This is a genomic window from Lysobacter rhizosphaerae, assembly GCF_054779795.1.
Window position 1 is genome coordinate 817,926 of sequence record NZ_BAAGXO010000007.1, and the last position, 24,153, is coordinate 842,078.

General features: G+C 69.4%; 19 protein-coding genes. 13 read left to right on the forward strand and 6 right to left on the reverse strand.

The window, feature by feature from the left end:
* Positions 1 to 76: 76 nt before the first annotated feature.
* Complete coding sequence (locus tag ACYVGE_RS12735; protein ID WP_460730420.1) at positions 77 to 688, forward strand: YbhB/YbcL family Raf kinase inhibitor-like protein; 612 nt, start codon at positions 77 to 79, stop codon at positions 686 to 688.
* 66 nt (positions 689 to 754) lie between these two features.
* Here the strand turns inward: ACYVGE_RS12735 and ACYVGE_RS12740 are convergent, their stop codons facing one another.
* Complete coding sequence (locus ACYVGE_RS12740) at positions 755 to 1,564, reverse strand: undecaprenyl-diphosphate phosphatase (protein ID WP_460730583.1); 810 nt, start codon at positions 1,562 to 1,564, stop codon at positions 755 to 757.
* A 280-nt stretch (positions 1,565 to 1,844) separates the two neighbouring features.
* Here ACYVGE_RS12740 and glnA point away from each other — a divergent pair, with 280 nt between their 5' ends.
* From glnA to ACYVGE_RS12765, 5 genes are all read left to right on the forward strand, one after another.
* Positions 1,845 to 3,254, forward strand: coding sequence for a type I glutamate--ammonia ligase (gene glnA, locus ACYVGE_RS12745; RefSeq protein ID WP_457097138.1), 1,410 nt, complete (start codon positions 1,845 to 1,847; stop codon positions 3,252 to 3,254).
* Positions 3,255 to 3,632: 378 nt separating this feature from the next.
* Positions 3,633 to 5,087: an ammonium transporter gene (locus ACYVGE_RS12750; RefSeq protein ID WP_460730423.1), complete on the forward strand. Its 1,455-nt coding sequence runs from the start codon at positions 3,633 to 3,635 to the stop codon at positions 5,085 to 5,087.
* Between the two features lie 76 nt (positions 5,088 to 5,163).
* Positions 5,164 to 6,237: a two-component system sensor histidine kinase NtrB gene (locus tag ACYVGE_RS12755; RefSeq protein ID WP_460730425.1), complete on the forward strand. Its 1,074-nt coding sequence runs from the start codon at positions 5,164 to 5,166 to the stop codon at positions 6,235 to 6,237.
* The gene (ntrC, locus tag ACYVGE_RS12760) at positions 6,227 to 7,675 is read left to right on the forward strand and encodes a nitrogen regulation protein NR(I) (RefSeq protein WP_460730427.1); all 1,449 of its coding nucleotides are present in this window, start codon (positions 6,227 to 6,229) and stop codon (positions 7,673 to 7,675) included. The genes ACYVGE_RS12755 and ntrC overlap by 11 nt, the downstream gene beginning before the upstream one ends.
* 68 nt (positions 7,676 to 7,743) lie before the next feature.
* Positions 7,744 to 8,325 carry a superoxide dismutase family protein gene (locus ACYVGE_RS12765; RefSeq protein ID WP_460730428.1) on the forward strand — a complete coding sequence of 194 codons (582 nt, stop codon included), beginning with the start codon at positions 7,744 to 7,746 and terminating at the stop codon, positions 8,323 to 8,325.
* Positions 8,326 to 8,369: 44 nt separating this feature from the next.
* On the opposite strand, the gene ACYVGE_RS12770 is transcribed toward ACYVGE_RS12765, so the two are convergent.
* The gene (locus tag ACYVGE_RS12770; protein WP_460730430.1) at positions 8,370 to 9,287 is read right to left on the reverse strand and encodes a hypothetical protein; all 918 of its coding nucleotides are present in this window, start codon (positions 9,285 to 9,287) and stop codon (positions 8,370 to 8,372) included.
* Between the two features lie 202 nt (positions 9,288 to 9,489).
* Here ACYVGE_RS12770 and ACYVGE_RS12775 point away from each other — a divergent pair, with 202 nt between their 5' ends.
* Entirely contained in the window at positions 9,490 to 10,767 is a 1,278-nt protein-coding gene (locus ACYVGE_RS12775; protein WP_460730432.1) for an acetyl-CoA C-acetyltransferase, read from the forward strand.
* A gap of 80 nt (positions 10,768 to 10,847) precedes the next feature.
* On the forward strand, positions 10,848 to 11,819 hold the full coding sequence (locus ACYVGE_RS12780; RefSeq protein ID WP_460730434.1) for a DUF4349 domain-containing protein: 972 nt from the start codon (positions 10,848 to 10,850) through the stop codon (positions 11,817 to 11,819).
* Between the two features lie 18 nt (positions 11,820 to 11,837).
* Here the strand turns inward: ACYVGE_RS12780 and ACYVGE_RS12785 are convergent, their stop codons facing one another.
* From ACYVGE_RS12785 to ACYVGE_RS12795, 3 genes are all read right to left on the reverse strand, one after another.
* Positions 11,838 to 13,100, reverse strand: a complete 1,263-nt coding sequence (locus ACYVGE_RS12785) for a heme biosynthesis HemY N-terminal domain-containing protein (RefSeq protein WP_460730436.1) — start codon at positions 13,098 to 13,100, stop codon at positions 11,838 to 11,840.
* 85 nt (positions 13,101 to 13,185) lie between these two features.
* Complete coding sequence (locus ACYVGE_RS12790) at positions 13,186 to 14,139, reverse strand: uroporphyrinogen-III C-methyltransferase (RefSeq protein WP_460730584.1); 954 nt, start codon at positions 14,137 to 14,139, stop codon at positions 13,186 to 13,188.
* A 46-nt stretch (positions 14,140 to 14,185) separates the two neighbouring features.
* The gene (locus ACYVGE_RS12795) at positions 14,186 to 14,950 is read right to left on the reverse strand and encodes a uroporphyrinogen-III synthase (RefSeq protein ID WP_460730437.1); all 765 of its coding nucleotides are present in this window, start codon (positions 14,948 to 14,950) and stop codon (positions 14,186 to 14,188) included.
* Positions 14,951 to 14,980: 30 nt separating this feature from the next.
* On the opposite strand from ACYVGE_RS12795, the gene ACYVGE_RS12800 reads away from it, so the two are divergent.
* From ACYVGE_RS12800 to ACYVGE_RS12810, 3 genes are all read left to right on the forward strand, one after another.
* Positions 14,981 to 15,436 carry a YiiD C-terminal domain-containing protein gene (locus tag ACYVGE_RS12800; protein ID WP_460730440.1) on the forward strand — a complete coding sequence of 152 codons (456 nt, stop codon included), beginning with the start codon at positions 14,981 to 14,983 and terminating at the stop codon, positions 15,434 to 15,436.
* A 105-nt stretch (positions 15,437 to 15,541) separates the two neighbouring features.
* A complete protein-coding gene (locus ACYVGE_RS12805) occupies positions 15,542 to 15,973 on the forward strand; it encodes a hypothetical protein (RefSeq protein WP_460730442.1) in 432 nt (143 codons plus the stop codon).
* Between the two features lie 33 nt (positions 15,974 to 16,006).
* On the forward strand, positions 16,007 to 16,657 hold the full coding sequence (locus tag ACYVGE_RS12810; RefSeq protein WP_460730444.1) for an HAD-IB family hydrolase: 651 nt from the start codon (positions 16,007 to 16,009) through the stop codon (positions 16,655 to 16,657).
* On the opposite strand, the gene ACYVGE_RS12815 is transcribed toward ACYVGE_RS12810, so the two are convergent.
* A complete protein-coding gene (locus ACYVGE_RS12815; protein WP_460730446.1) occupies positions 16,654 to 18,051 on the reverse strand; it encodes a GntP family permease in 1,398 nt (465 codons plus the stop codon). The two genes, ACYVGE_RS12810 and ACYVGE_RS12815, sit on opposite strands and share 4 nt — an antisense overlap.
* A gap of 177 nt (positions 18,052 to 18,228) precedes the next feature.
* Here ACYVGE_RS12815 and ACYVGE_RS12820 point away from each other — a divergent pair, with 177 nt between their 5' ends.
* Entirely contained in the window at positions 18,229 to 20,502 is a 2,274-nt protein-coding gene (locus tag ACYVGE_RS12820) for a TonB-dependent receptor (protein WP_460730448.1), read from the forward strand.
* Between the two features lie 168 nt (positions 20,503 to 20,670).
* Positions 20,671 to 24,084 (forward strand): hybrid sensor histidine kinase/response regulator, encoded by a 3,414-nt coding sequence (locus ACYVGE_RS12825; protein WP_460730450.1) that lies wholly within the window; start codon positions 20,671 to 20,673, stop codon positions 24,082 to 24,084.
* Positions 24,085 to 24,153 lie beyond the last annotated feature (69 nt).

Sequence of the window (24,153 nt, forward strand, 5' to 3'; positions counted from 1 at the left end):
TCCGCAGCGACTGCGCCGCGACGCGGTCGCTGTGGCCTTCAAGCACTGTTTTCCACGCCACCCGGGAGCGCAGACCATGAAGATCCACAGCGACAGCTTTGCGCATCGCGCGCGCGTTCCCGCCGAATTCGCCGCCGGCCAGCCGACAGCCGACGGCTACGGTTTCGCGGCCAACCGCAATCCGCACCTGGCCTGGGACGAGGTGCCAGCGGGGACACGATCGTTTGCGTTGTTGTGCATCGATCCGGACGTGCCGACCGACATCGCGCCGGCACAGATCCCGGCCGACCAGCCGCGCACCGATTTCACCCATTGGGTAATCGTCGATGTGCCCGCGGATGTGCGCATGCTCGCCGCCGGCAGTTGCAGCGACGGCGTGGTCGCGCACGGCAAGGCCGCACCCAAGGGACCCGCGGGCAGCCGCCAGGGCCTGAACGACTACACCGGCTGGTTCGCCAACGACGCCGACATGCGCGGCGACTGGCGTGGCTACGACGGTCCGTTCCCGCCGCCGCACGACCTGCGCCTGCACCGCTACTTCTTCCGCCTGTTCGCGCTGGACGTGGCGAAGCTGGACGTGCCCGAGCGCTTCACCGCCAGTGACGTCCTGCAGGCGATGCAGGGGCACGTGCTGGACGAAGCCGCGATCTACGGCACCTATTCGCTCAATCCCGCGGTCAAGGACTGACCCTGGACCAGCCCGGCCGCGACGCAGTTCAGCGCGCGGGCTCCACTTCCGACTCTTTCGAACGCACTACTGGCCCGTCGGCACCAGCAGCAGCAACGCCACGCCTAGGACGACGCGATACACCGCGAACGCCGTGAAGCGGTGGTTCTGGATGTAATGCAGCAGCCACTTCACAGCGACGAAGGCGGTGATGGCCGAGGCGACGAAGGCAACCGCGAGCGCAGCCCAGTCCTCGTGCGCGGCTTCACCCGTGCCGAGCACCTCCATCAGCTCGTAGCCAGTGGCGGCGAACATGGTCGGGATGCCGACCAGGAAGGCGAATTCGGTCGCCGCCGCACGGCTGGTGGTACCGGCCAGCAGGGCGACGAAGATGGTCGCGGCCGAGCGCGAGGTGCCCGGAAACACGCCGGCCACCACCTGCGCCAGTCCGACCAGGAGCGCCACCGTCCAGGTGATCGCCGCGCGTTCGCCCAGCACCGCCGCGCGACGCGCGGCGAGGTGTTCGGCGGCGACCATCCACGCCGCGCCGATCACCAGCGCCCAAGCGACGGGCGTGACGGTTTCGGGCAACTGGAAGCCGAGCTTCTTCACCGCCAGGCCGAGCACCGCAGTGACCCCGAAGGCGACGGCGAGTTTGGCCGCGTAGTCGCGGCTTGCGTGCTCGGTGAAGAAGCCGGTGGCCAGGTCCCACAGCCGCTGCCGGTAGATCACCACCACGGCGAGGATCGCGCCGGCCTGGATGGAGATGTTGAACAGGTCGCTGCGGTGCCCCAGCCAGCGCTCGGCGATCAGCAGGTGACCGGTGCTGGAGATCGGCAGGAATTCGGTGATGCCTTCGATGATCCCGAGCAGCAGGGCGGCGAACAGGTTGGACATGGGCAATGGACTGGTGTCGAAGTGGGCGTTGTCGTGCCAGGTTGCGCGCACGGCCGGCCCGGCGAGGGCGCGCAAGCATAGCCGACGGGCGTGATCGCACCAATCAGGTGCGACTGCGGATATTCCGCCCCAAGTTGGCGCACGCCGGTGCTCGGCGTCGAGGTGAAACCATTGCAAATCAGATGCTTACGCGGATCGAAAGCTTGGCACGCGGCTTGCTTTGAAGGATGTCGACGGGCCGCCTTGGCCCACCGCAACGATCCCAGCCCCGGAGCCCAGCATGTCCCTCGAACACGTCGAAAAACTCATCAAGGACCACAAGGTCGAATTCGTCGACCTGCGCTTCACCGACATGCGCGGCGTGCAGCACCACGTGACCTTCCCCAAGTCGATCGTCGAGGCCAGCCTGTTCGAAGATGGCAAGATGTTCGACGGTTCGTCGATCTCCGGCTGGAAGGGCATCAACGAATCGGACATGGTCCTGCTGCCCGACGCCTCCACGGCGTTCCTGGATCCGTTCACCGCCGATCCGACCCTGGTCCTGACCTGCGACATCCTCGACCCGGCCACCATGCAGGCCTACACGCGCGATCCGCGCGGCATCGCCAAGCGTGCCGAGTCCTACCTCAAGTCGAGCGGCGTCGCCGACACCGCGTTCTTCGGTCCGGAACCGGAATTCTTCATCTTCGACAGCGTCCGTTTCGCCAATGACATGGGCCACACCTTCTTCCATGTCGACTCGGAAGAAGCAGCATGGAACTCCGGCCGCGAATACGAAGGCGGCAACACCGGCTACAGGCCGATGGTGAAGGGCGGTTACTTCCCGGTCGCTCCGCTCGACTCGCTGCACGACATCCGCGCCGAGATGTGCAAGACGCTGGAGCAGGTCGGCATCGAAGTCGAAGTGCACCACCACGAAGTCGCCAACGCCGGCCAGTGCGAGATCGGCACCAAGTTCAACACCCTGGTGCAGAAGGCCGACGAACTGCTGACGATGAAGTACATCATCAAGAACGTCGCCCACCGCAACGGCAAGACCGCGACCTTCATGCCCAAGCCGCTGGTCGGCGACAACGGCAGTGGCATGCACGTGCACCAGTCGCTCGCCAAGGGCGGCCAGAACCTGTTCTCCGGCGACGGCTACGGCGGCCTGTCGCAGATGGCGCTGTGGTACATCGGCGGCATCTTCAAGCACGCCCGCGCGATCAACGCGTTCGCCAACTCGACCACCAACAGCTACAAGCGCCTGGTGCCGGGTTACGAAGCACCGGTGATGCTGGCCTATTCGGCGCGCAACCGCTCCGCGTCGTGCCGCATTCCGTACGTGTCCAACCCGAAGGCGCGCCGCATCGAGATCCGCTTCCCCGATCCGATGAACTCCGGTTACCTCACCTTCGCCGCGCTGATGATGGCCGGCCTGGACGGCATCAAGAACCAGATCGATCCGGGCGCGCCGAGCGACAAGGACCTGTACGACCTGCCGCCGGAAGAAGAGAAGAACATCCCGACCGTGTGCCACTCGCTCGACCAGGCACTGGAAGCGCTCGACAAGGATCGCGAATTCCTCAAGGCCGGTGGCGTGTTCACCGACGACTTCATCGACAGCTACATCGCGCTGAAGATGCAGGAAGTCACGCGCTTCCGCGCGGCGACGCACCCGCTCGAGTACCAGATGTACTACACGATCTGAGTTTCCAGAGTTCCTTGCTTCAACGCCCCTCTCCTGGCGGAGAGGGGCGGTTTTACCGGTAACAGCGCGGCATGGCCGTTCCCCATGCCGCGTGCTTCAACTCCGGCTTGCGGCGAACCCCGCGAATCCGGATGCCTCGACGCGCCTGAGTCCACCTCGCACCACGTTGCGAGTGCATCACCTCCGCCTTCGCGGCCGTCCCTGCGAACGCACACCACGCCTACCCGCGGCCATCCCTGCGGGCTGTAGTCCGCAAAACGTGTCGCCGCCTTCGCCATGTCACCGCATGCCACCGCCATGCCACACGGCCGCGGGATCGCATGTGGATTGAAGGCAATCGCCACGCAAGCGTTTACCGACAGCCATGGGAGCCGAGCGATGCAGCCGATCACCGCGATCATCCGCAGGCCGGACGGGCGGCAGCGCGCGGGATGGGGCAGTCGTGTCGCAATCGCCGTCGTGCCGGTACTCGCCGCTCCGACGATCGCATTCGCCCAGCAGGCGGCGCGCGCTGCACCACCGGCAGTCGACAAAGGCGACATCGCCTGGTTGCTGGTGTGCTCGGCGCTGGTGATTTTCATGACCCTGCCGGGCCTGGCGCTGTTCTACGGTGGGCTGGTGCGCAGCAAGAATGTGCTGTCGGTGCTGATGCAGTGCCTGCTGGTGTTCGCGCTCGTGGCGGTGTTGTGGGTGCTGTATGGCTACTCGCTGGCGTTCACGCCGGGAAACGCGTTCGTCGGCGGCAGTGGCCGGTTGTTCGCGAAAGGACTCACTGCGAGTGCGCTGGCGGCGACGTTCAGCAAGGGCGTGTACATCCCGGAACTGGCGTTCTTCGTGTTCCAGGGCGCATTCGCCTGCATCACCTGCGCGCTGATCGTGGGCGCCTTCGCCGAACGGGTGAAGTTCGCCGGCGTGCTGGTGTTCACCGTGCTGTGGTTCACCTTCGCCTATGCGCCGATGGCGCACATGGTGTGGTTCTTCCCCGGGCCGGATGCGTTCACCAGCAACGCCGCGGTGCCGGGTGTGCTGGCGCGATCCGGTTTCCTGTTCGCGAAGGGCACGCTGGATTTCGCAGGTGGCACCGTCGTGCACATCAATGCCGCCACCGCGGGCCTGGTGGGTGCCTACCTCACCGGCAGGCGTATCGGCTACGGCCGCGAGGCGATCAAGCCGCACAACCTGACGCAGACCATGGTCGGCGCGTCGATCCTGTGGGTGGGCTGGTTCGGCTTCAACGCCGGTTCCGCGCTCGAAGCGAACGCGATTGCCGCGCAGGCCTTCGTCAACACCTTCCTAGCCACCGCCGCGGCGGTGCTGGGCTGGACCGCACTGGAGTGGATGGGCAAGGGCAAGCCATCGATGCTTGGCGCGGCGTCGGGCGCAGTGGCCGGACTTGTCGCGATCACACCGGCGGCCGGCTTCGTCGGCCTGTGCGGTGCGCTGGTCATCGGCGCGCTCGCCGGCGTGGCGTGCCTGTGGGGCGTGAGCGGGTTGAAGCGACTGCTGGGTGCAGACGATGCGCTCGACGTGTTCGGCGTGCACGGCCTCGGCGGCATTCTCGGCGCATTGCTCACTGGCGTGTTCGCATCGCCGGCGCTCGGCGGCGCGGGGGTATGGGATTACGTCAGCGAAACCGCGTCGCCCGACTACGACATCGCCCATCAGGTATGGATCCAGTTGCAGGGCGTAGTCGTGACCGTGCTGGTGTCTGGCGTGGTCGCGCTGGTGAGCTTCCTGGTCGTGAAGCACACCGTCGGCCTGCGCGTGCCCGAGGAGGCCGAGCGCGAAGGCCTGGATATCTCCTCGCACGGTGAAGCGGCGTACGAGCATTGAGGCGGGCGTGCGATCAGCCAGCCGACAGAAGCGCCCGCCCTCGGGTGCGGCCGCGTCTTTGCACTAAGATGGTGCAATGACGGCCCTGGCTCCCGACAGCAACAGCCTGACGACCCCGTTGGCTTGGGCCAATGCGGCTGGCGTGATTCTCGGGGCGAACCCGGCGCTGGCGCGCTGGCTCGGGGTCAGCAGTCGGCGCCTGCCGGGCGTGCCGTTGGCGGCCTTGGAAGTGGATGGCGAAATGCTGTCGCGCGCGCTCGCCGAATCCGGCGAAACACCACGCGACTTCGCCCGCCTGCGCCGGCTCGCGCTGGCGTTTCCCGGCCACGACGAACCGCGCTTCGCCGATGTCAGCCTGTCGCGCACCGAAGCCGGGTGGCTGGTCGAGGCGCACCCGGTCGAGGAATTCCCCGGCGAGGATCCCGCTGTCGCCCTGCCGTCCGCGTTGTCGGCCGCACTCAAGGGTCTCGCCCACGAACTGCGCAATCCGCTGGCGGGCCTGAAGGGGGCGGCGCAACTGCTTGCGCGCCGCATCGCCAGCAGCAGCGAGGACGACCGCGATTCGCGCGAACTGGTCGCCCTGATCGAAGCCGAGGTCGCGCGCCTCACCGCCTTGCTTGAGCGCCTGCTGTCGCCGACGCCGGCGCGCCCGCACGAACCGCTCAACATCCATGCCGTGCTCGAACGCGTGCTGCGCCTGGCCGAAGCCGACGCCGGCTGGGCGGTGAAGCTCACCCGCGACTACGACCCCAGCCTGCCCGAGCTCACCGGCGATGCCGACCGCCTGACCCAGGCGGTGTGGAACCTGGTGCGCAACGCGATCGAAGCCGGTGCGGTCAACGTCACCTTGCGCACCCGTGCCGAGCATGCCGCGCGCATCGGCGACGAACCGCATGCGCTGGCGCTGCGCCTGGAAATCAGCGACGACGGGCGCGGCGTGCCGGAGGAACTGGCCGAGCGCCTGTTCCTGCCGCTGGTGTCGGGGCGTGCGGAAGGCAGCGGCCTCGGCCTGGCGCTCGCGCAGCAGGTCGCGCGCGAGCACCGTGGTTCGCTGGTGTACCGCTCGCGGCCGGGCCACACCGTGTTCACCGTGCTGCTCCCCATCGCCCTGGAAGGCGACACCCACGAGGGCAACCCCCATGGCGCGTGAGGCCCGCATCTGGATCGTCGATGACGACCGCAGCGTGCGGTTCGTCCTCGCCACCGCGTTGCGTGACGAAGGCTACGAAGTCGACGGCTTCGAGAACGCCGCCGATGCGCTCGCCGCGCTGCGTACGCGCACGGCGCCCGACCTGCTGTTCACCGACGTGCGCATGCCCGGCGACGACGGCCTGGTGCTGCTGGAAAAACTCAAGGCCACGCATCCCGAGTTGCCGGTGATCGTGATGAGTGCCTATACCGACGTTGCCAGCACCGCCGGCGCGTTCCGCGGCGGCGCCCACGAATTCCTGTCCAAGCCGTTCGACCTCGACGACGCCGTGGCGCTCGCCGCGCGGGCCCTGCCCATGCGCAACGGCGCGCCGACGACATCCACGGGGACGGGCGCCGACGTGCCGGGCGACAACGGCAACGACGTGGGCGCGGACGGTCCGCAACTGGTCGGCACCACCGCGGCGATGCGCGCGCTGTTCCGCGCCATCGGCAGACTCGCCCAGGCGCCGCTGTCGGTGCTGATCACCGGCGAAACCGGGACCGGCAAGGAGCTCGTGGCGCGCGCCCTGCACCGCGAGTCGCCCCGCGCCGCCAAGCCCTTCGTCGCGCTCAACACCGCCGCGATTCCGTCCGAGTTGCTGGAGAGCGAACTGTTCGGCCATGAGGCCGGTGCCTTCACCGGCGCCACGCGCCGCCATCCGGGCCGGTTCGAGCAGGCCGATGGCGGCACCTTGTTCCTCGACGAGATCGGCGACATGCCGCTGCCGCTGCAGACGCGCCTGCTGCGCGTGCTTGCCGAGGGCGAGTTCTTCCGCGTCGGTGGCCGCGAATTGATCCGGGTCGACGTGCGCGTGATCGCGGCGACACACCAGGACCTGGAAGCGCTGGTCGGCGAAGGCCGCTTCCGCGCCGACCTGCTGCACCGGCTCGACGTCGTACGCCTGCGCCTGCCGCCGCTGCGCGAACGCCGCGACGACGTGCCGTTGCTCGCCACGCGCTTCCTCGCCGCCGCGGCGCGCCGCTTCGACATGCCGCCCAAGCGCCTGGGCAAGCCCGCGATCGAACGCCTGCTCGCCTACGACTGGCCGGGCAACGTGCGCGAACTGGAAAACCTGTGCTGGCGCCTGGCCGCCCTCGCGCCGGGCGAGAACATAGGCGCGGCGGATGTCGAAACCGCGTTGCCTGCGAGCACCGCGGTCGCGGACCACGCCACCGCGGCCGATGCGTGGGATGCGGCCTTGGCGCAATGGGCGCGGGCGCAACTCGCGGCCGGACGCGCGGACATCCACGCCCAGGCGCGCGAACGTTTCGATCGCGTCCTGCTGGACGCGGCGCTGGAACACACCGGCGGACGCCGGGCCGAGGCCGCCGCCCGGTTGGGTCTGGGCCGAAACACCCTGACGCGCAAGCTGGGCACGGGGCGCAAGCGGCGCTGACCGGCGCACACACGGCGCGAAGCGGCTTTGGGCTAGATTCGGGCGACCCCGACCCCAGGAGATCCCGCATGCGAACCGCGCTTGTTTTCCGCGTGGCATTCCCGGCCACCCTGCTCGCCCTGGCGGCCTGCGCCAGTACGCCGTCGTCGCCGGGCGCCTCGGCATCGTCGCGCGCGCCCGCGCCCGCCGTGTCAACGGCGAAGGGCGCCACCATCACGCTAACGCCGGCCTCCGGCAGCCTGGTCAGCGGCAAGCTCAGCGCGGCGCCGATCGACGACGGCGTACGCATCACCGGCGAGATCGGTGGCCTCGCACCCGGCAGCACGCATGCCATCCACATCCACGAGAAGGGCGACTGCAGTGCGGCCGACGCCACCAGCGCCGGCGGCCATTTCAATCCTGCCCAGCAACCGCACGGCCGCGTCGGCAGCGGACCGCACCATGGCGGCGACATGGACAACTTCGTCGCCGACGCCCGCGGCGTGGCGCGCGTGGACGTGCATGCGCTCGGCGTGAGCCTGGGTGGCGGCGATACCGACATCGGCGGGCGCGCGATCGTCGTGCATGCGATGCCCGACGATTACGTCACGCAACCCGCCGGCAATGCCGGGGCGCGCGTGGCCTGCGGCGTGATCCAGCTGATTCCGTAACCGGCGCCGCGGCGAGGGCGGAGGCAGCGAGTTGCCGGCGCGCGCTACAACGCCGCGCGCGGGTCCTCGTCCTCGGCGCAATGCACGAAGTTCACCGCGACGCCGTGCGCGCCCAGCACCGCGGCGATCTGCCGCTGCCGCGCCTGGAAATGCTGGTGCTGGCGTTCCAGCTTCGCGCGACTGTCCGGCGTATCGCAGGGCGTGTCGGCGGCGTAGCGCTGCTTCCATGCGCGCGGTTCGAACATGGCGATGCGCGCCTCGCCGTCGGCGTAATGCAGCAGAGGTTCCGGCGGCGCATCCAGCCAGGCTTCGCCATCGGGGTCGAGCAGGGCGGTTTCCAGCACCGGCCACAACGGCGCGAGGCCGGCGTGCTCGTACTGCAACGCGGTCATCGCCGCGAGATCGTGCGCGGTGAGGTAGCGCGCGTGTTCGATCTGCATCCCGAACGCTTCCTGCGCGGCAAGCGCGGTGGCGGCGTCGGCCATGCCGCGCTCGATCAGTTCGCGTTCGAAGCGGTCGCCGACGTGGGCGACAAGGCTTGCCGCGCCGCCGAGGATGAAGGGCACCAGGCGCAGCGGGCCGCCGGCATGGTCGGGCGAGGGTGCCAGCGCCCCGGGCAGCTGTCCGTCGTGCGCACCGAACGCGATGATCCGCCCGGCTGCGTCGCCCGGTGCGCGGGCCGACAGCTGGTCGAGCTCGCGATGCAGAGCCCAGCCCGGGCGCAGCAGTTCGACCGGATCGTAATGCGCGCCCACCGTGACCAGCTGCAGCTGCGCCGCCTCGGGCGCGAACGTGGCCAGGTCGCGGGCCATCAGGGCGCCCAGCTCGCCGGCGGCGGCCTGGGCGAGCGCTCCCCGCGCCACGGCGGCATCGCCGCGCAGCTCCAGCGCCAGCGCGCCGAGGACGTGCACGGGCTGGGCGGGGTCGCGGCGGGCGGACGCGTCGTCGATGGCGCTGCTCATGCGGAGTGGGGGATCTCGAAGTCGGGCGGCGGCTGGAAATGACGGCCGTGCGGTTGGTCGCGCCCGAAGGCGGCGCTACACTCGCGGCCACTGTCACCGTCCGCAAGAGTATGGCGGACGGTGCGGATTTTGAGTTAGCCGTTCCGACCAGGCCGCTTCGGCGATCCGCGCGGCCGCGTTCCCCCACATCCGAAGGTGCCCGATGCGATCCATCCGTCCCGTTGCCGTGCTCGGCGGCGTCCGTATCCCGTTTTGCCGCCAGAACACCGCCTATGCGGACGTCGGCAACCTCGGCATGTCGGTCCGCACGCTCGGCGCGCTGGTCGAGAAGTTCGGCCTGCATGGGCAGCAGCTGGGCGAAGTCGCGATGGGCGCGGTGATCAAGCATTCCAGCGACTGGAATCTCGGCCGCGAAGCCACGCTCTCCTCCGGCCTGTCGCCGCTGACGCCGGGCATCACCATGCAGCGCGCCTGCGGCACCTCGCTCGACACCATCGTCGCCATCGCCAACAAGATCGCCACCGGCCAGATCGACGTCGGCGTCGGTGGCGGCTCCGATACCACCTCGGACGTGCCGATCGTGTACGGCCGGCACCTGCGCCGGCGCCTGCTCAATGCCGCGATGGCCAAGACCACGCAGGACAAGCTGCGCGCCTTCAAGGGCTTCCATTTCCGCGAACTCAAGCCCGACTTCCCCGGTGTCGCCGAGCCGCGCACCGGCAAGTCGATGGGCGACCACTGCGAGGACATGGCCAAGGAATGGAACATCGCGCGCGACTCGCAGGACGAGTGGGCGCTGTCGTCGCACAAGAAGCTGGCCGCGGCGTACGACCGCGGCTTCTTCGACGACCTCGTGGTCAGCTTTCGCGGCGTGGCGCGCGACAACATCCTGCGTGCGGATTCCACCCTGGAAAAGCTGGCGTCGCTGAAGCCGGCGTTCGACAAGACGTCCGGTCGCGGCACGCTCACCGCCGCCAACTCCACGCCGCTCACCGACGGTGCCGCCGCGTGCCTGCTCGCCTCGGAAGAATGGGCCCAAGCGCACGGCCATGAAGTGCTGTGCCACCTGCGCGACGCGCACGTGGCCGCGGTCGATTTCGTCCACGGCGAAGGCCTGCTGATGGCGCCGACCATCGCGGTGCCGGAAATGCTGAAGCGCAACGGCCTGACCCTGCAGGACTTCGACATCTACGAGATCCACGAGGCCTTCGCCGCGCAGGTGCTGTGCACGCTGCGTGCCTGGGAGAGCGAGGACTACTGCCGCAGTCGACTCGGCCTCGACGCCCCGCTCGGTCGGATCGACCCGGCGAAGATCAATCCAGTCGGCTCCTCGCTCGCCGCGGGCCATCCCTTCGCCGCCACCGGCGCGCGCATCGTCGCCACCGCGGCGAAGCAGCTGAAGGAGCGCGGCGGCGGCCGTGCGCTGGTGTCCATCTGCACCGCGGGCGGCATGGGCGTGGTCGCGATCCTGGAGCGCTAACCCCGAAATCCCGCGCGGTCCGTATAGAGTCCCCGACCGGACCGTCGGCATGCGCCGATGGCCACGACAGGGGACGTTCGATGCGTGCGACGGGTTGCGCGGTAGTACTGGCCTGCGGGCTGTTGGCTATTGGCGGTTGCAGCAAGCACGAGCAGGCGGCGGACGCAGGCTCGCCACAGACCGCCGAGGAAGCTGCGGCGGCTGCGCCCGCAGCGATGCCGGAAGTGAAACTGGAGACGCGTTCGCGCGCGGATGCGCCGGTGGAATCGCCCGCGGTGGAAAGCCAGCTGCAATCCGCGGTGGCTTCGCAGGACGACGGCGAACGCAAGTTCATCAAAACGGCGGCGGCTGAATTCCGCGTACGCGAAGTCTATGGCGCGGCCCTGGCGATCGAGGACCTGGCCGCCCAACACGGTGGCTTCGTCGTCAGGAACGACATCCGCGCCGAGGTCGACGACGTCCGGACGCGCCCCAGCGGCGACGGCAATCTCATCGAACTGGCGACCTACACCGTGCGCGGACAGCTGCAGGTACGGGTGCCCAGTGCACGTACGCAGGCATTCATGCGCGCGCTTGCCGCACAGGTCGAATTCCTCGACAACCGCACCTTCGCAGCGACGGACGCGCAGTTTGAACTGCTGCGGCAACAGCTCGCCTACGCCCGCCACGAGGACGCGCAGCGTGCGCTGGGCGAGGTCGCGGCCGGACCGGGCAAGCTGGGCGAGAAGGCGCAGGCCGTGGATGCCCGCGTCCAGTCGCAGGCCGAGCGCGATGAGGCACTGATCGCACGCAGGAGCTTCGAGGATCGTGTGGCCTTCGCCACGATCGACCTGTCGCTGTACCAGACACCGCGCGTGCGCCACACCATCCGCATGGATGTCGAAGAAGTGGCCCGTCGCGACGGGCCGGGTTTCTTCCCGCGCCTGGGTCACGCGCTGAGCGCGGGCTGGTTCGGCCTGCTCGACACTGCAGTCGCGCTGGCGCAGCTGTGGCCTTTGTGGCTGGTGCTCGCCGCGGCTGCGGTGCTGATCCAGCGTCGACGCCGGAGCTGATTCGACGGTTGCGCGGCCTCAGCCGCGCAACCGCGGCACGCCGTGCTCGTCGCGTTCCTCGACCGCGGCCTGATCGAAGATCCGCTGCCGCATGTCGCGGCCGGGCAGTTCGCTCACCGTTTCCCCGCGCGCGGCGCGCAAGGCGTTGACGTAGCTCTGGCGCGCGCGGCTCTCGTCGCCGGTCGCGGCGAAACCGTGGCCGAGTTCCTCCCACGCCTCCGAGCCCGCGCCCTGCGCCAGGGCGCGGTGCAGGAAGCCTTCCGCCTGCGGCCATTGGCCTTGCGCCATGGCGATGCGGGCCAGACTCACCAGCAGGGCCGGACTGGTCGGGCGCGCCTGCGCCCAGCGTTCGGCGATGGCGCGGCGTGCATCCAGGCGGGCACGGTCCTGCGGCACGGGCAGGCGGCCATAGAGCGCGGCCAGCGATTCGTCCCACTTCGCGTCGAGCGCGGATTCGATGCTCTTCGCGGCCGCGTCGTCCCAGCGCAACGCCGCCGCGCGTTCGGCGTAGGCGGCGACGGTGCGGGCATCGCTCTTCAACGGCTTGGGCAGCGATTCCCAGCGATCGGCGAGCACGTTGGCATCGGCCGCTTCGCGCAGGCCCGCTTCGGCCCATTGCGCCTCCAGCGCGGCCAGGCGCTCCGGACCGAGCACCTGCTGCTGGCGCAACGCGCCGAGCAGGCCATAGGCCTCACCGGCGCGGCCCATCGCGGCCAGCGTTTCCGCACGCAACAGCACGCCACGCGGCGGCAGCGGTTGCGCAGCGGGCACGTCGAGGGCGGCGAGCGCATCGGCAGGGCGGCCTTCGGCGCGCGCGAGTTCGGCCACGGCGATGGCGTGCACGGCCGGCTGTCGGGTGAGCAGCGGTTCCACGTACTGGCGGGCCTGGGCCAGGTCACCGCGTTCGCGCGCGGCGCGGCCGGCGGCGAGCTGTGCGATCGCGGCGACGTCCTCGTTCTGCGACGCCTGCAGCAGCGATTTCTCCGCGCGCGCCCAGTGGCCCTGTTCGACGGCGAGCAGGCCGTCGGTGAGGCGGGCCCGCGCCTGCTTCTTGCGATGCCGGCGGAAGGCGACGAAGGGCAGGCTCAGCACTTTCCACGCCAGCCACGCCCCCAGCAGCACGGCGATGGCGATCAGCAGGGCTCCTGCAAGCGTCGTGCTGTAGTCGGTTCCGCCATAGCGGATCAGCACGTAGCCTGGATCCTGCACGAGCACCTGGGCGACCAGCGCGCCGAGCAGGGCGAGAGCGATCCAGAACAGCAGGTTGCGGAACAGGTTCATGGCGCGTGCACCTGAGGGCGAGGTCGGATCATTGTCCGATCATGCTCATCGTCTGGCCGACGACGTGGCGATACACCGCGACCGGCTAGCGCGCACGCAGCTGTCGCAGCTGTTGCAGGGTGCTGCCGAGCGTGGGTACGGAAAGTGAAAGAGGCAGCGCCGCCAGCGCCTGCAGCTGCGCCCGCTGTTGCGTGCGCGCCGCGGAGTCCGGGGCGAGGCGTTGCAGCCAGGTGTCGGCGCGGCGCAGGGCATCGCGATAGCCGGCAGCGTCGCGGCGTTCGGCAGCGGCGCGCGCCAGCGAGATCTCCAGTTGCAGACCGGCCAGCGCCGCCGCACGGTCGGCCGCCTGCACCGCCACGGCGCGGTCGGTCGGCTGCACCTGCAGCAGGTTGCCGAAGGCGCGCTGCCACCATGGCGCGCGCTCGTCGCGGGCGCGTTCCTCGCGCCCGCCGGGCGCGGTGATGGTCTGGGTGTAGGCATCGAGCTGCGCGATCGCCCGCACGCGCGGATCGGCGCCGAGCGCATCCAGTGCAGTGCGTTCCTGCAGCAGCGTCTGCCGCAGGCTGAGGTAGGCGGGATCGTCGATGCCGTCGAGCACCCCGGCGGCGAGGGCGTAGGCGCGCCGCGCGCCATCGAGGTCGCCGGCGATCTGCAGGCGCTGGCTGCCGAGCGTCAGCAGCATTTCGGTTTCATCCAGGCGCAGTGCCTGCGCGCCGTGGCGGTCGGGGTCGGCCAGCCGCTCGACGCTGGTTTCGAGCAGCGCAGCGCGCTGGGTGATGCCGTCGAGTTCGTCGCGCAGCACGCGGTTGAGCGAATCGGCCTGCTGCAGGCGGCGTGCCTGCGCGCGCTGCTCCGTGCGCATCGCGTTGAGTCGCTCCGACAGCGCGTCGACCTGCTGCTGCGTGCTGTTGACGGCGGCCTGTTCCCGCGCGCGCCACTGGTGCCAGCCGGCATAGCCGCCCAGGGCCAGCAGGAGCAGCAGTACCAGCCACAGCGCGGCACGGCTGCGGCGGGGCGCGGGAGGTTGCTCGGGGGACATGGCCACGATGCGGCGCTGCTCCTGATCAGGATCCGTGATCAGGGTCTCATGCTACCGGAAGCGCAGCCGCGGCCGCGGCGGCCAGGTCCGCCGGACGCGGACCGCGGGCGACCACGATGTCGGCGAAGCCAAGTTCCTGCGCCAACGCGCGCAGGCGTTCGCTGGCGGCGGCCACGCGCGCGCCGCGCAGTTTCGTGGCGAGATCGGCGGGAAGCGCGGCGAGGACAAGCTGCAAGGCCTCGCCGCTGCTGAGCGCCAGCATCAGCGGCGCATCCGTCTCGCGCAGCTGCCGCAGCACCCGCGCGGATGGCGGAACCGGAACCCGCGCATACACGTCCGCACGCAGTACCCGCGCGCCGCGCGCCTGCAGGGCCGGGGTGATCTCACCGCGGCCGCCGGGGGCGGTTACCAGACCCACGTCGGCGCCGGACACGTCCTGCAGCGGCGGCAAGGCGAGCAGGCCTTCGCTGTCCATGCGCGTGGGCGCATGCACGGTGCCGACGCCGGCGCGCCGCAATGCCGCCGCCGTGCCCGCGCCGACCGCGCACCAGTGCTGCCCGCGCCGCGGCTTGAAGGGTTGCAGCACATGCGCCGCGCGCACCGCGGTCGGGCTGGTGAAGATGACGTGGGGTGCCGCCAGTGCCGCGCGCAGGTCCGCGCGCGCCGCGGCGTCATCGCGCAGTTGCAGTTTCCAGGGCGACAGCGCGATCAATCCGGCACCGTATCGTGCGGCCGCGCGGCGCAGTGCAGCGTGCTCGCCGCGGGGACGCAGCGAGATCACATACCATGACGGGGTGCTGCGCCGGGACATGCGCGCAGCTTACTAGCACGCGTCTCCCCCATGCCCCACAGCGCCGAACTCGCACAGCTCAACGTCCATTACCAGTCCATGCCGCCGGTGGCATCGATGCAACTGACCATCGCCGGCTACGACGGCCGCCGCCTGCAGTTGCACGCGCCCCTTTCGGTGCACGTCAACGACAAGGGTTGCGCCTTCGGCGGCAGCCTCGCGTCGATGATGACGCTGGCCTCGTGGGGCGTGGTCTCGCTGCTGGTGGAACGCGCGGGCCTGCATGCCGATATCTTCGTCGCCGACAGCCAGATCCGTTACCTCGCGCCGCTGTTCGCCGATCTCGACGTCAGCGCCGAACCCGCGGCCGAGTCCGATCCCGATGAATTCATCGCCACGCTGCGCAGCCGTGGGCGTGCGCGCATTGGCCTGGTCGCACGCACGCTGCTGCCCGATGGGGGCATCGCCACCGATTTCACCGCGCGGTATGTCGCGATACTGAAGTAGCCCGCCGCCAGCGCTTGATCAAGCGCGGCGGCGCGTGGGCCTGCGTCGCAGTCGCAGCGGCTCGGGGCGCGCTAGGATGCATGCATCCACCCTGGGGAATCCCGCATGACGCGTCTGCTCCGAGCCTTCTGCAAGCCGGCCTTCGTCCTGTGCCTGTTCGCCCTCGCGGCCTGCACCACGCTCGGGCCCCAGAGCGACAAGCTCGACAAGTCGCAGTACGCGTGGTCGGGCGCGATCCGCTGGGGCGATTTCGAAGGGGCGATGAACATGATCGATCCCAAGGTGCGCGAGAAGCTCGAAGTAACGCCGCTGCAGCTGGAGCGCTACAAGCAGGTACAGATCTCCTCGTACCGCGATATCGGCACCAGCACCGACTTCGAGGCCGGCACCTCCGTGCGCGACGTCGAGATCGGCGTGATCAACCGCCACACCATGGCCGAGCGCGTCGTCCGCTACCGCGAGACCTGGCGCTGGGACGAGGAAGGCAAGGCATGGTGGGTGACCAGCCCGCTGCCGGACCTGTGGGACGGGCAGTAAGCTCTACCGAACACGCTCTTACGCAGGACGCGAATGGAACTGGCGCTGTTCGATTTCGACGGCACGATCACCGATCGTGAGATGTACGTACCCTACCTGAAGCAGGCCGTGCCGCCGCTCCGTCTCGCGATCGGCAAGGTGCTGCTCGCGCCGCTGGGCGTCGGCTACAAGCTCGGCTGGGTTCCCGCCAATCTGGTCCGCGCCGCGGTCATCCGCTTCGGTCTGAGCGGCTTGCCACTCGCGCGCTTGCAGGCCAGCGGCGTCGCATTTGCCGAGCAGGTCCTGCCGGCGACGATTCGGCCCGAAGCGCTCGAGCGCCTGCGCTGGCACCAGGCCCGCGGCGACACCGTCGTGGTCGTGTCGGGCGCCCTTGAAGTCGCGCTCGCGCACTGGTGCGCTCAACATGGTGTGGAATTACTGGCCTCGTGCCTGGAGATCCGCGGAGGCATCGCCACCGGCCGCTACGCCGGAGCGCAGTGCGTAGGCGAAGAGAAGGTGCGGCGCGTACGGGAGCGCTTCAACCTGAGCCACTTCGCGACGATCCATGCCTACGGCGACACGCCCGAGGACGAGGCCATGCTTGCTCTGGCGCACCGTCGCTGGTACCGCGGCGTCGAACGAAAGGCCGACGTGGAATCCGCGGCTACCGCGCTGGACGAAGCCGCGCAGCGCTTCATCGCTTAAGCCGTCGCGTAGTACATCCCGATCGCGACGAACACCGCCAGGGTCTTGATCACGGTGATCGCGAAGACGTCCTTGTAGGACTGGCGGTGGGTCAGGCCGGTCACGGCCAGCAGGGTGATGACCGCGCCGTTGTGCGGCAACGTGTCCATGCCGCCCGAGGCCATCGCCGCCACGCGGTGCAGCACTTCCATCGGAATGCCCGCCGCCTGCGCGTTGGCGATGAAGCTGTCGGCCATCGCCGCCAGCGCGATGCTCATGCCGCCCGAGGCGGAACCGGTGATGCCGGCGAGGGCGGTGACCGTCACCGCTTCGTTGACCAGCGGGTTGGGGATCGCGGCGAGCGCATTGGCGACGACCACGAAGCCCGGCAGCGCGGCGATCACCGCGCCGAAGCCGTATTCGGACGCGGTGTTCATCGACGCGAGCAGGGCGCCGCCGATCGCGCTCTTGCTGCCCTCGGCGAAGCTCGCCTTCACCGGCCGCCACGCGAACACCAGCACGGTGAGGATGCCGACCAGCAGCGCGCCCTGCACCGCCCAGATCGCGGCCACCTTGGAAATCTCCTGCACCACCGGCGCGGCATTGCCAATGACCGCCGGGGTGAATTCGTGGCTGCTGCCGTACCACTGCGGGATCAGCACCGAGAACAGCTTGTTGCTGACGCCCACCAGCACCAGCGGCAGGATCGCGACGAAGGGATGGGAGAGTGCGGTGCCGGCGAAAGTCGCCGGCTCGTTCACCAGCGTGGCCGGATCGCCATAACCCTCGCCACGCTTCAACGCGACACGGCGGCGCCATTCCAGATAGGACAGGCCGGCGACGAGGATGAACACTGCACCGGTCACGCCCAGCAGCGGCGCCGCCCACGAATCGGTGCCGAAGAACGAAGTCGGGATGATGTTCTGGATCTGCGGCGTGCCCGGCAGTGCATCCATGGTGAAGGTGAACGCACCCAGCGCGATGGTGCCGGGAATCAGGCGCTTGGGGATGTTGCCCTGGCGGAACAGTTCCGCTGCGAACGGATAGACCGCGAACACCACCACGAACAGCGACACCCCACCGTAGGTCAGCAACGCGCACACCGCGACGATCGACAGCATCGCGCGGCCGGCGCCGAACACGCGCAGGGTGGCGGTCACTATCGAGCGCGAGAAACCCGACAGCTCGATCAGCTTGCCGAACAGCGCACCGAGCACGAACACCGGGAAGTACAACTTGAGGAAGCCGACCATCTTGTCCATGAACAGGCCGGTGAACATCGGCGCCACCAGCGTCGGATCGGTGAGCAGCACCGCGCCCATCGCCGCCACCGGCGCGAACAGGATCACGCTGTGGCCGCGGTAGGCCACAACCATCAGGAAACACAGCGCGGCCAAGACGATCAGGAAGGACATCCACGACTCCACGCGCGCCGCAGCCGGCGCGCTCCACCAGGCTGCGAGTGTCGTGACCGCGCCGCGGTCGTCCCATTGTCCGAAGGTACGATGCCGCCCCCGCGTGCCCGGCCCTAGCCTTGCGGAAACGGTGGCAGGGGTCCGCCGCAATGACTTCGTACCCGCAGGAGGGACGCGATGAAGCGCAAGTATTTGAGTCTGGCGATCGGTTCGGTGCTGGTGTCGGCACTCGCCTCGCCGGTGGCGTGGGCGCAGGACACGGCTCCTTCCGAGGCGACGCCGGCAAACAAGGCGACCAACCTGGGCGCCGTCACCGTCACCGCGCGCAAGCGTGAGGAAACGCTGCAGGAAGTGCCGGTCGCCGTCACCGCTTTCACCGCCGACGCGCTCGACAAGCTCAACGTCGAGGACCTCTCCGACCTCGATGCGCTGGTGCCCAACCTGACCATCTACGCCGCGCGCGGTTCCAGCAGCACCGTCACCGCCTACATCCGCGGCATCGGCCAGTCCGATCCGCTGTGGGGCGTGGATCCGGGCGTGGGCATCTATCTGGACGACGTCTATATCGCGCGTCCGCAGGGTGCGCTGCTCGACGTGTTCGACGTCGACCGCGTCGAAGTGCTGCGTGGCCCGCAGGGCACGCTGTACGGCAAGAACACCATCGGCGGCGCGATCAAGTACCTCTCGCGCGGGCTGCCGCGCGCCTTCGATGGCAACGCCTCGATCACCGTGGGCAACTACAACGAACTCGACGTCAAGGCCGCCGTCGGCGGACCGATCGGCGGCGCCGACAGCGGTCTGCGCGGCCGCATCGCCGTGGCCAGCCTCAACCGCGACGGCTTCGGCGAGAACATCGTCACCGACCAGGATGTCAGCGACAAGGAAATCCTCGCCCTGCGCGGCCAGCTCGGCGCCTACGCCGGCGACAACTTCGACGTGCAGTTCGGTTTCGACTGGATGGACGACCAGTCCGGCGTGCGCGGCGCGAAGATGCTGGAAGCGAACCGCTTCGTTCCGGGCGTGCTGCCGCTGGACTCGCGCTACGACGTGCGCAACGGCATGCCCAACGTCAACGATACCGAGATGAAGGGTGCTTCGATGACGGTGAACTGGCGCGCCAACGAGGACTGGGCGTTCAAGTACGTACTGGCCAAGCGCGAGTCCGACACCGAGACCAACATCGACTTCGACACCACCCAGGCCAAGGTCGCCGACGTCAAGGCGTTCTATAGCGACCAGCAGGTCAGCCACGAAGTCCAGGCCAACTACGACGCCGGCGGCCGCGCCCGCGGCGTGATGGGGATCTATGCCTTCAACGGCGACGCCGGCGGGCAGGTCCTCAACAACTTCTTCAACCTGTCCTTCGGCGATACCCAGGGCATCGTGCGCACCGAAAGCGTCGCGTTCTATGCCGACTGGACCTTCGACCTGACCGAGAGGCTCTCGCTCGACGTCGGTGCGCGCTACACCGACGAGGACAAGCGCGCCCAGGTGCTCAACCGCTGCTACACCAGCGCCACGTTCGCCACCCAGCGCGATTGCACCCCGGCCAACCCCAGCGACGATCCCGCCGCCGCGCACTTCGACAAGACCATCAACTTCAAGAACACCTCGCCGAAGGTCTCGCTGGACTACGAGGTGACCCCGGACATCATGGTGTACGGATCGGCGTCGCGCGGCTTCAAGTCGGGCGGTTTCAACATCCGTGCGCAGGCGACGACCGTGCCGCGCTCGGCCGAGCCGTTCGATGACGAAGTCGTCGACAGCTTCGAGATCGGCAGCAAGATGGCCTTCCTCGATTCGACGCTGTTCCTCAACCTGGCCGCGTTCCACAACAAGTACAAGGACATCCAGCTGTCGGTGTTCACCGCGTTGCCGACCGGCGGCTTCTTCGGCGACTTCACCAATGCCGGCGAAGGCACGATCAACGGTTTCGAGGCCGAGTACCAGTGGATGCCGAACGAACACTGGCGCGTCGTCGGCAACCTGGCCTGGCTCGATGCGAAGTACGATGAGTTCGCGTTCTTCGATCCGCTGACGCGCACCACCATCGACATCGCCGACGAGCAGGAATTCACCAACGCGCCTGACTTCTCCGGTGCGCTGAACGTCGAGTGGCGCACCGGCCTGGCCAACGGCGGCAGCCTGTCCGCGCGCATCGGCTACAGCTACCAGACCGAAGTGACGGCGACCACCGAGATCATCCGCACGGTCACGCCGCCGATCGCGCCGTTCGGACGACCGCCGATCACCCAGGACGCCTACGGCCTGATCAACGCGGGCGTCATCTGGACGCTCAACGATGCCTGGTCGTTCTCCCTGCAAGGCAGCAATCTGGCCGACGAGGAATACCGTACCACCGGCTACAACCTCAACCAGGCGCTCGGTGTGTACACCGGCTTCTACGGGGCGCCGCGCCAGTACACGCTGACCGCGCGCTACGAGTTCTGACGACTGCACTGCTCTCCCTGGCGGGCCTGCGCGGCGGCGGACGAGATTCCGTCGCCGCGCTTCTTTCTCCATCACCACGCGCGAGGTCGCGCGCGTCGTGCGACCGCCACGCTATCCTCGCCGCGTGACCGCGCCGTCCGCCGCCGCTGACTCCACCCTGGCTTCGCGATGCTGAGCGCGGGCCTGATTGTCCTCGCCGCACTGCTGTGGCTGGGCCTGCTGTTCGCGGCGGGCGTCTACGGCGAACGTCATCCGCAGGCCTTCGCCGCGCGCTGGAACCATGTGTACGCGCTGTCGCTGGCGGTGCACTGCACCTCGTGGACCTTCTACGGCACGGTGACGCAGGCCGCGCGTTACGGCTGGCCGCTGCCGCCCACCTTCCTCGGCGCGATCCTGCTGTACGCCCTCGCCGCGGCGCTGATGGTGCGGCTGGTGCAGCTGGCCCGCGAGACCAATGCCACGTCCATCGCCGACCTCATCGCCACGCGCCTGGGCAAGGACACCTGGCTGGCGGCGACGGTGACGCTGGTCGCCGTGCTCGGGCTGGTGCCGTACATCGCGTTGCAGCTGAAGGCGATGGCGATGAGCTTCGCGGTGCTGACGGGGCGTGGCGGCAACGGCGGTGCCCTCCCGGTGTGGCAGGACATCGCCCTGTACGTGGCGCTGGCCATGGCGCTGTTCGCGATGCTGTTCGGCACGCGCCGGGTCAGCGCGGCCGAACACAACCGCGGCCTGGTGCTGGCGATGGCGTTCGAATCGCTGCTCAAGCTCGGCGCGATGCTGGCGCTGGGCGTGTTCGTCTGGTGGGGGCTGGGCGATCTGCCCACCGTCGCCGCCACACCGATGCCGCCGCCGACCAGCAGCGGCGGCTTCATGCCGCTGGTGCTGCTCGGCGCGTTCGCGATGTTCATCCTGCCGCACCAGTTCCACATCGCCGTGGTCGAGTGCCGCGACGAACGCGACGTGCGCACCGCGCGCTGGCTGTTCCCGCTCTACCTGGTGCTGATCGCGTTGCCGGTGCTGCCGCTGGCGCGCGCGGGCCAGGCGTTGCTGGGCAGTGGCGTGAGCTCGGACATGTACGTGCTCGCGCTGCCGCTGTCGCAGGGCCATGCGGGCCTCGGCCTGTTCGCGTTCCTCGGCGGCATGAGTGCCGCGATCGGCATGGTCGTGGTCAGCACGCTCACGCTGAGCCTGATGATCGGCAACCACTGGCTCGCGCCCGGGCTGCTGCGGCGCTCGTGGAAGCGCACGCCGTGGACCCGTGGCGACCGCGGCGACCTGCGCGGGACGGTGCTGCTGCTGCGCCGCGCGGGCATCGTCGCGATCATGTTGCTGGCATGGATGTACGGCCGCATCGTCGCCGGCAACGCGGCGCTGGCCGACGTCGGTGCGGTGAGCTTCTCGGCCCTGGCGACGCTGGCGCCGGCGCTGGCCTTCGCGGTGTGGCGGCCGCATACGCCGCCGCGCGCGGCGATCGCGGGGATAGTTGCAGGCTTCGCGGTGTGGGCGTGGTGCCTGCTGTTGCCGGTGCTGGCTACTTCGCACGGACAGACGCCGGCCTGGGTCGGCGCGGGCCCGTTCGACGCGCAATGGCTGGCGCCGGATGCGCTGTTCGGCCTGACCGGCTGGAGCCGCCTCGGCCGCGCCGTGGGCGCCAGTCTGTTCGTCGGCACGCTCACCACCGCCCTCGTCGCCGTCTGGCGCACCACGCCCGCGCGGCGTGAATCGCGCGGCCTCGATGCCGCCACCCTGCGCACGGCGGGGCGCCGCTTCCTGGCGCGCGAACGCGTCGCCGAACTATTGGTATCCGCGCCCGCCACCGGCGCGGTGCCGCACGAGGTGGAAGCCGCGATGGAGCGCGAACTCGCCGCCGTGCTGGGCTCGGCCTCGGCGCGGGTGTTGCTCGATGCCGCGCGGCGTGAAGGCGGCAATGGCCATGACCTCGACACCGTCGCCGCGATCGTCGATACCGCCGCGCAGGATTTCCGCTTCAACCAGCGCGTGCTCGAAGCCGCGCTGCAGAACATGAGCCAGGGCATCAGCGTGGTCGATGCGCAGCTGCGCCTGGTGGCATGGAACCGCCGTTATGCCGAACTGTTCGGCTTCCCGGATGCGCTGCTGCGCGTGGGCACTCCTATCGCGGAGCTGTCGGCGTGGGCGCTGCAGCGCATGGCGCACAAAGGCAACCTGCAGCACGCACTCGCGCGCCGGCTGGCGTTCATGCGTGCCGGTTCGCCGCACCTGTCGGAGCGCGTGTTCTTCAACGGCGATGACCACCCGGATGGCCGCATCGGGGAGGGCAAGGTCATCGAAATCCGCGGCAACCCGATGCCGGGCGGCGGCTTCGTCGCCACCTTCACCGACGTCACCGCGTTCCGCCGCGCCGAATCCGAACTGCTGCAGGCCAACGAAACCCTGGAGCAGCGCGTCGGTGAGCGCACCACGCTGCTCGAGCAGGCCAAGCGCGAGGCGGAAACCGCCAACGACGCCAAGAGCCGATTCCTCGCCGCGATCGGCCACGACCTGTTGCAGCCGCTGCACGCTGCGCATCTGTTCACCGAGGCGCTGGCGCAGCAGCTCGGTGAGCACCACGCCCCGCGCGAAGCGGAGGCCCAGGACACGCTCGCGCAGATCCGCGGCGCACTGGATTCCACCACCGGCCTGCTCACTGGCCTGCTCGACATGTCGCGGCTGGAAGCCGGCGGCCTGGTGCCGGAGCGGCGTGCGCTGCCCTTGGCCGAAGTACTCGAGCCGCTGGTATCGGAATTCCGCGCTCTCGCCGCCGAGCGCGGGCTGGCATTCCACCATGTGCCGAGCACGCTGTGGATCGATACCGATCCGCATCTGCTGCGCCGCGTGCTGCAGAACTTCCTCGCCAACGCGGTGCGCTACACCGCCAGCGGCCGCGTGCTGCTGGGTGTGCGTCGCGACGGTGCGGGTGCGCGCATCGAAGTGCACGACACCGGTCCGGGCATCGCCCACGAGCAGCAGGAATTGATCTTCGAAGAGTTCCGCCGCGGCGGCGATGCGCCCGGCCAGGGCCTGGGGCTGGGCCTCGCCATCGCCGAACGCATCGCCGAGCTGCTGCGCGCGCCGCTGACCCTGCGCAGCGACTCCGGGCGCGGCACGATGTTCGCCATCACCGTGCCTGTCGCGCCGGCGCAAGTGCGCGAGGCGCTGGCGTCGCTGCCGCAGCGACCCAGCCTGCCGGGCCTGCACGTGCTGGTCGTCGACAACGAACCGTTGGCGATGGAGGCGTTGCGACGCGTGCTCGAAGGCTGGGGTTGCCGCGTGAGCGTCGCCGGGCACGGGGTCGGGGCCCTGGCGACGATCGAGCACGATCCCGCCGACGCCTGGCTGTTCGATTACCACCTCGATGACGACGACACCGGCGTGGCCCTGCATGGACGCCTAGCCGCGCACCACGGTGCCCGGCCGGCAGTCATCCTCAGTGCCGACCCGGGCGAGGGTGTGCGCCGCGCCGTGCACGAGGCCGGGCTTCCGCTGCTGCTCAAACCCCTCAAGCCGCTGGCGTTGAAATCCGTGCTGGACCGGGTACTGGCCGCGAGTCGGGTGCGCTAGCGCGGGTCGCGCGAACGGTTTGTTTGCCGCAGCGGGCGACGCAGACGAATGGCGAATTCCGTCACGGAA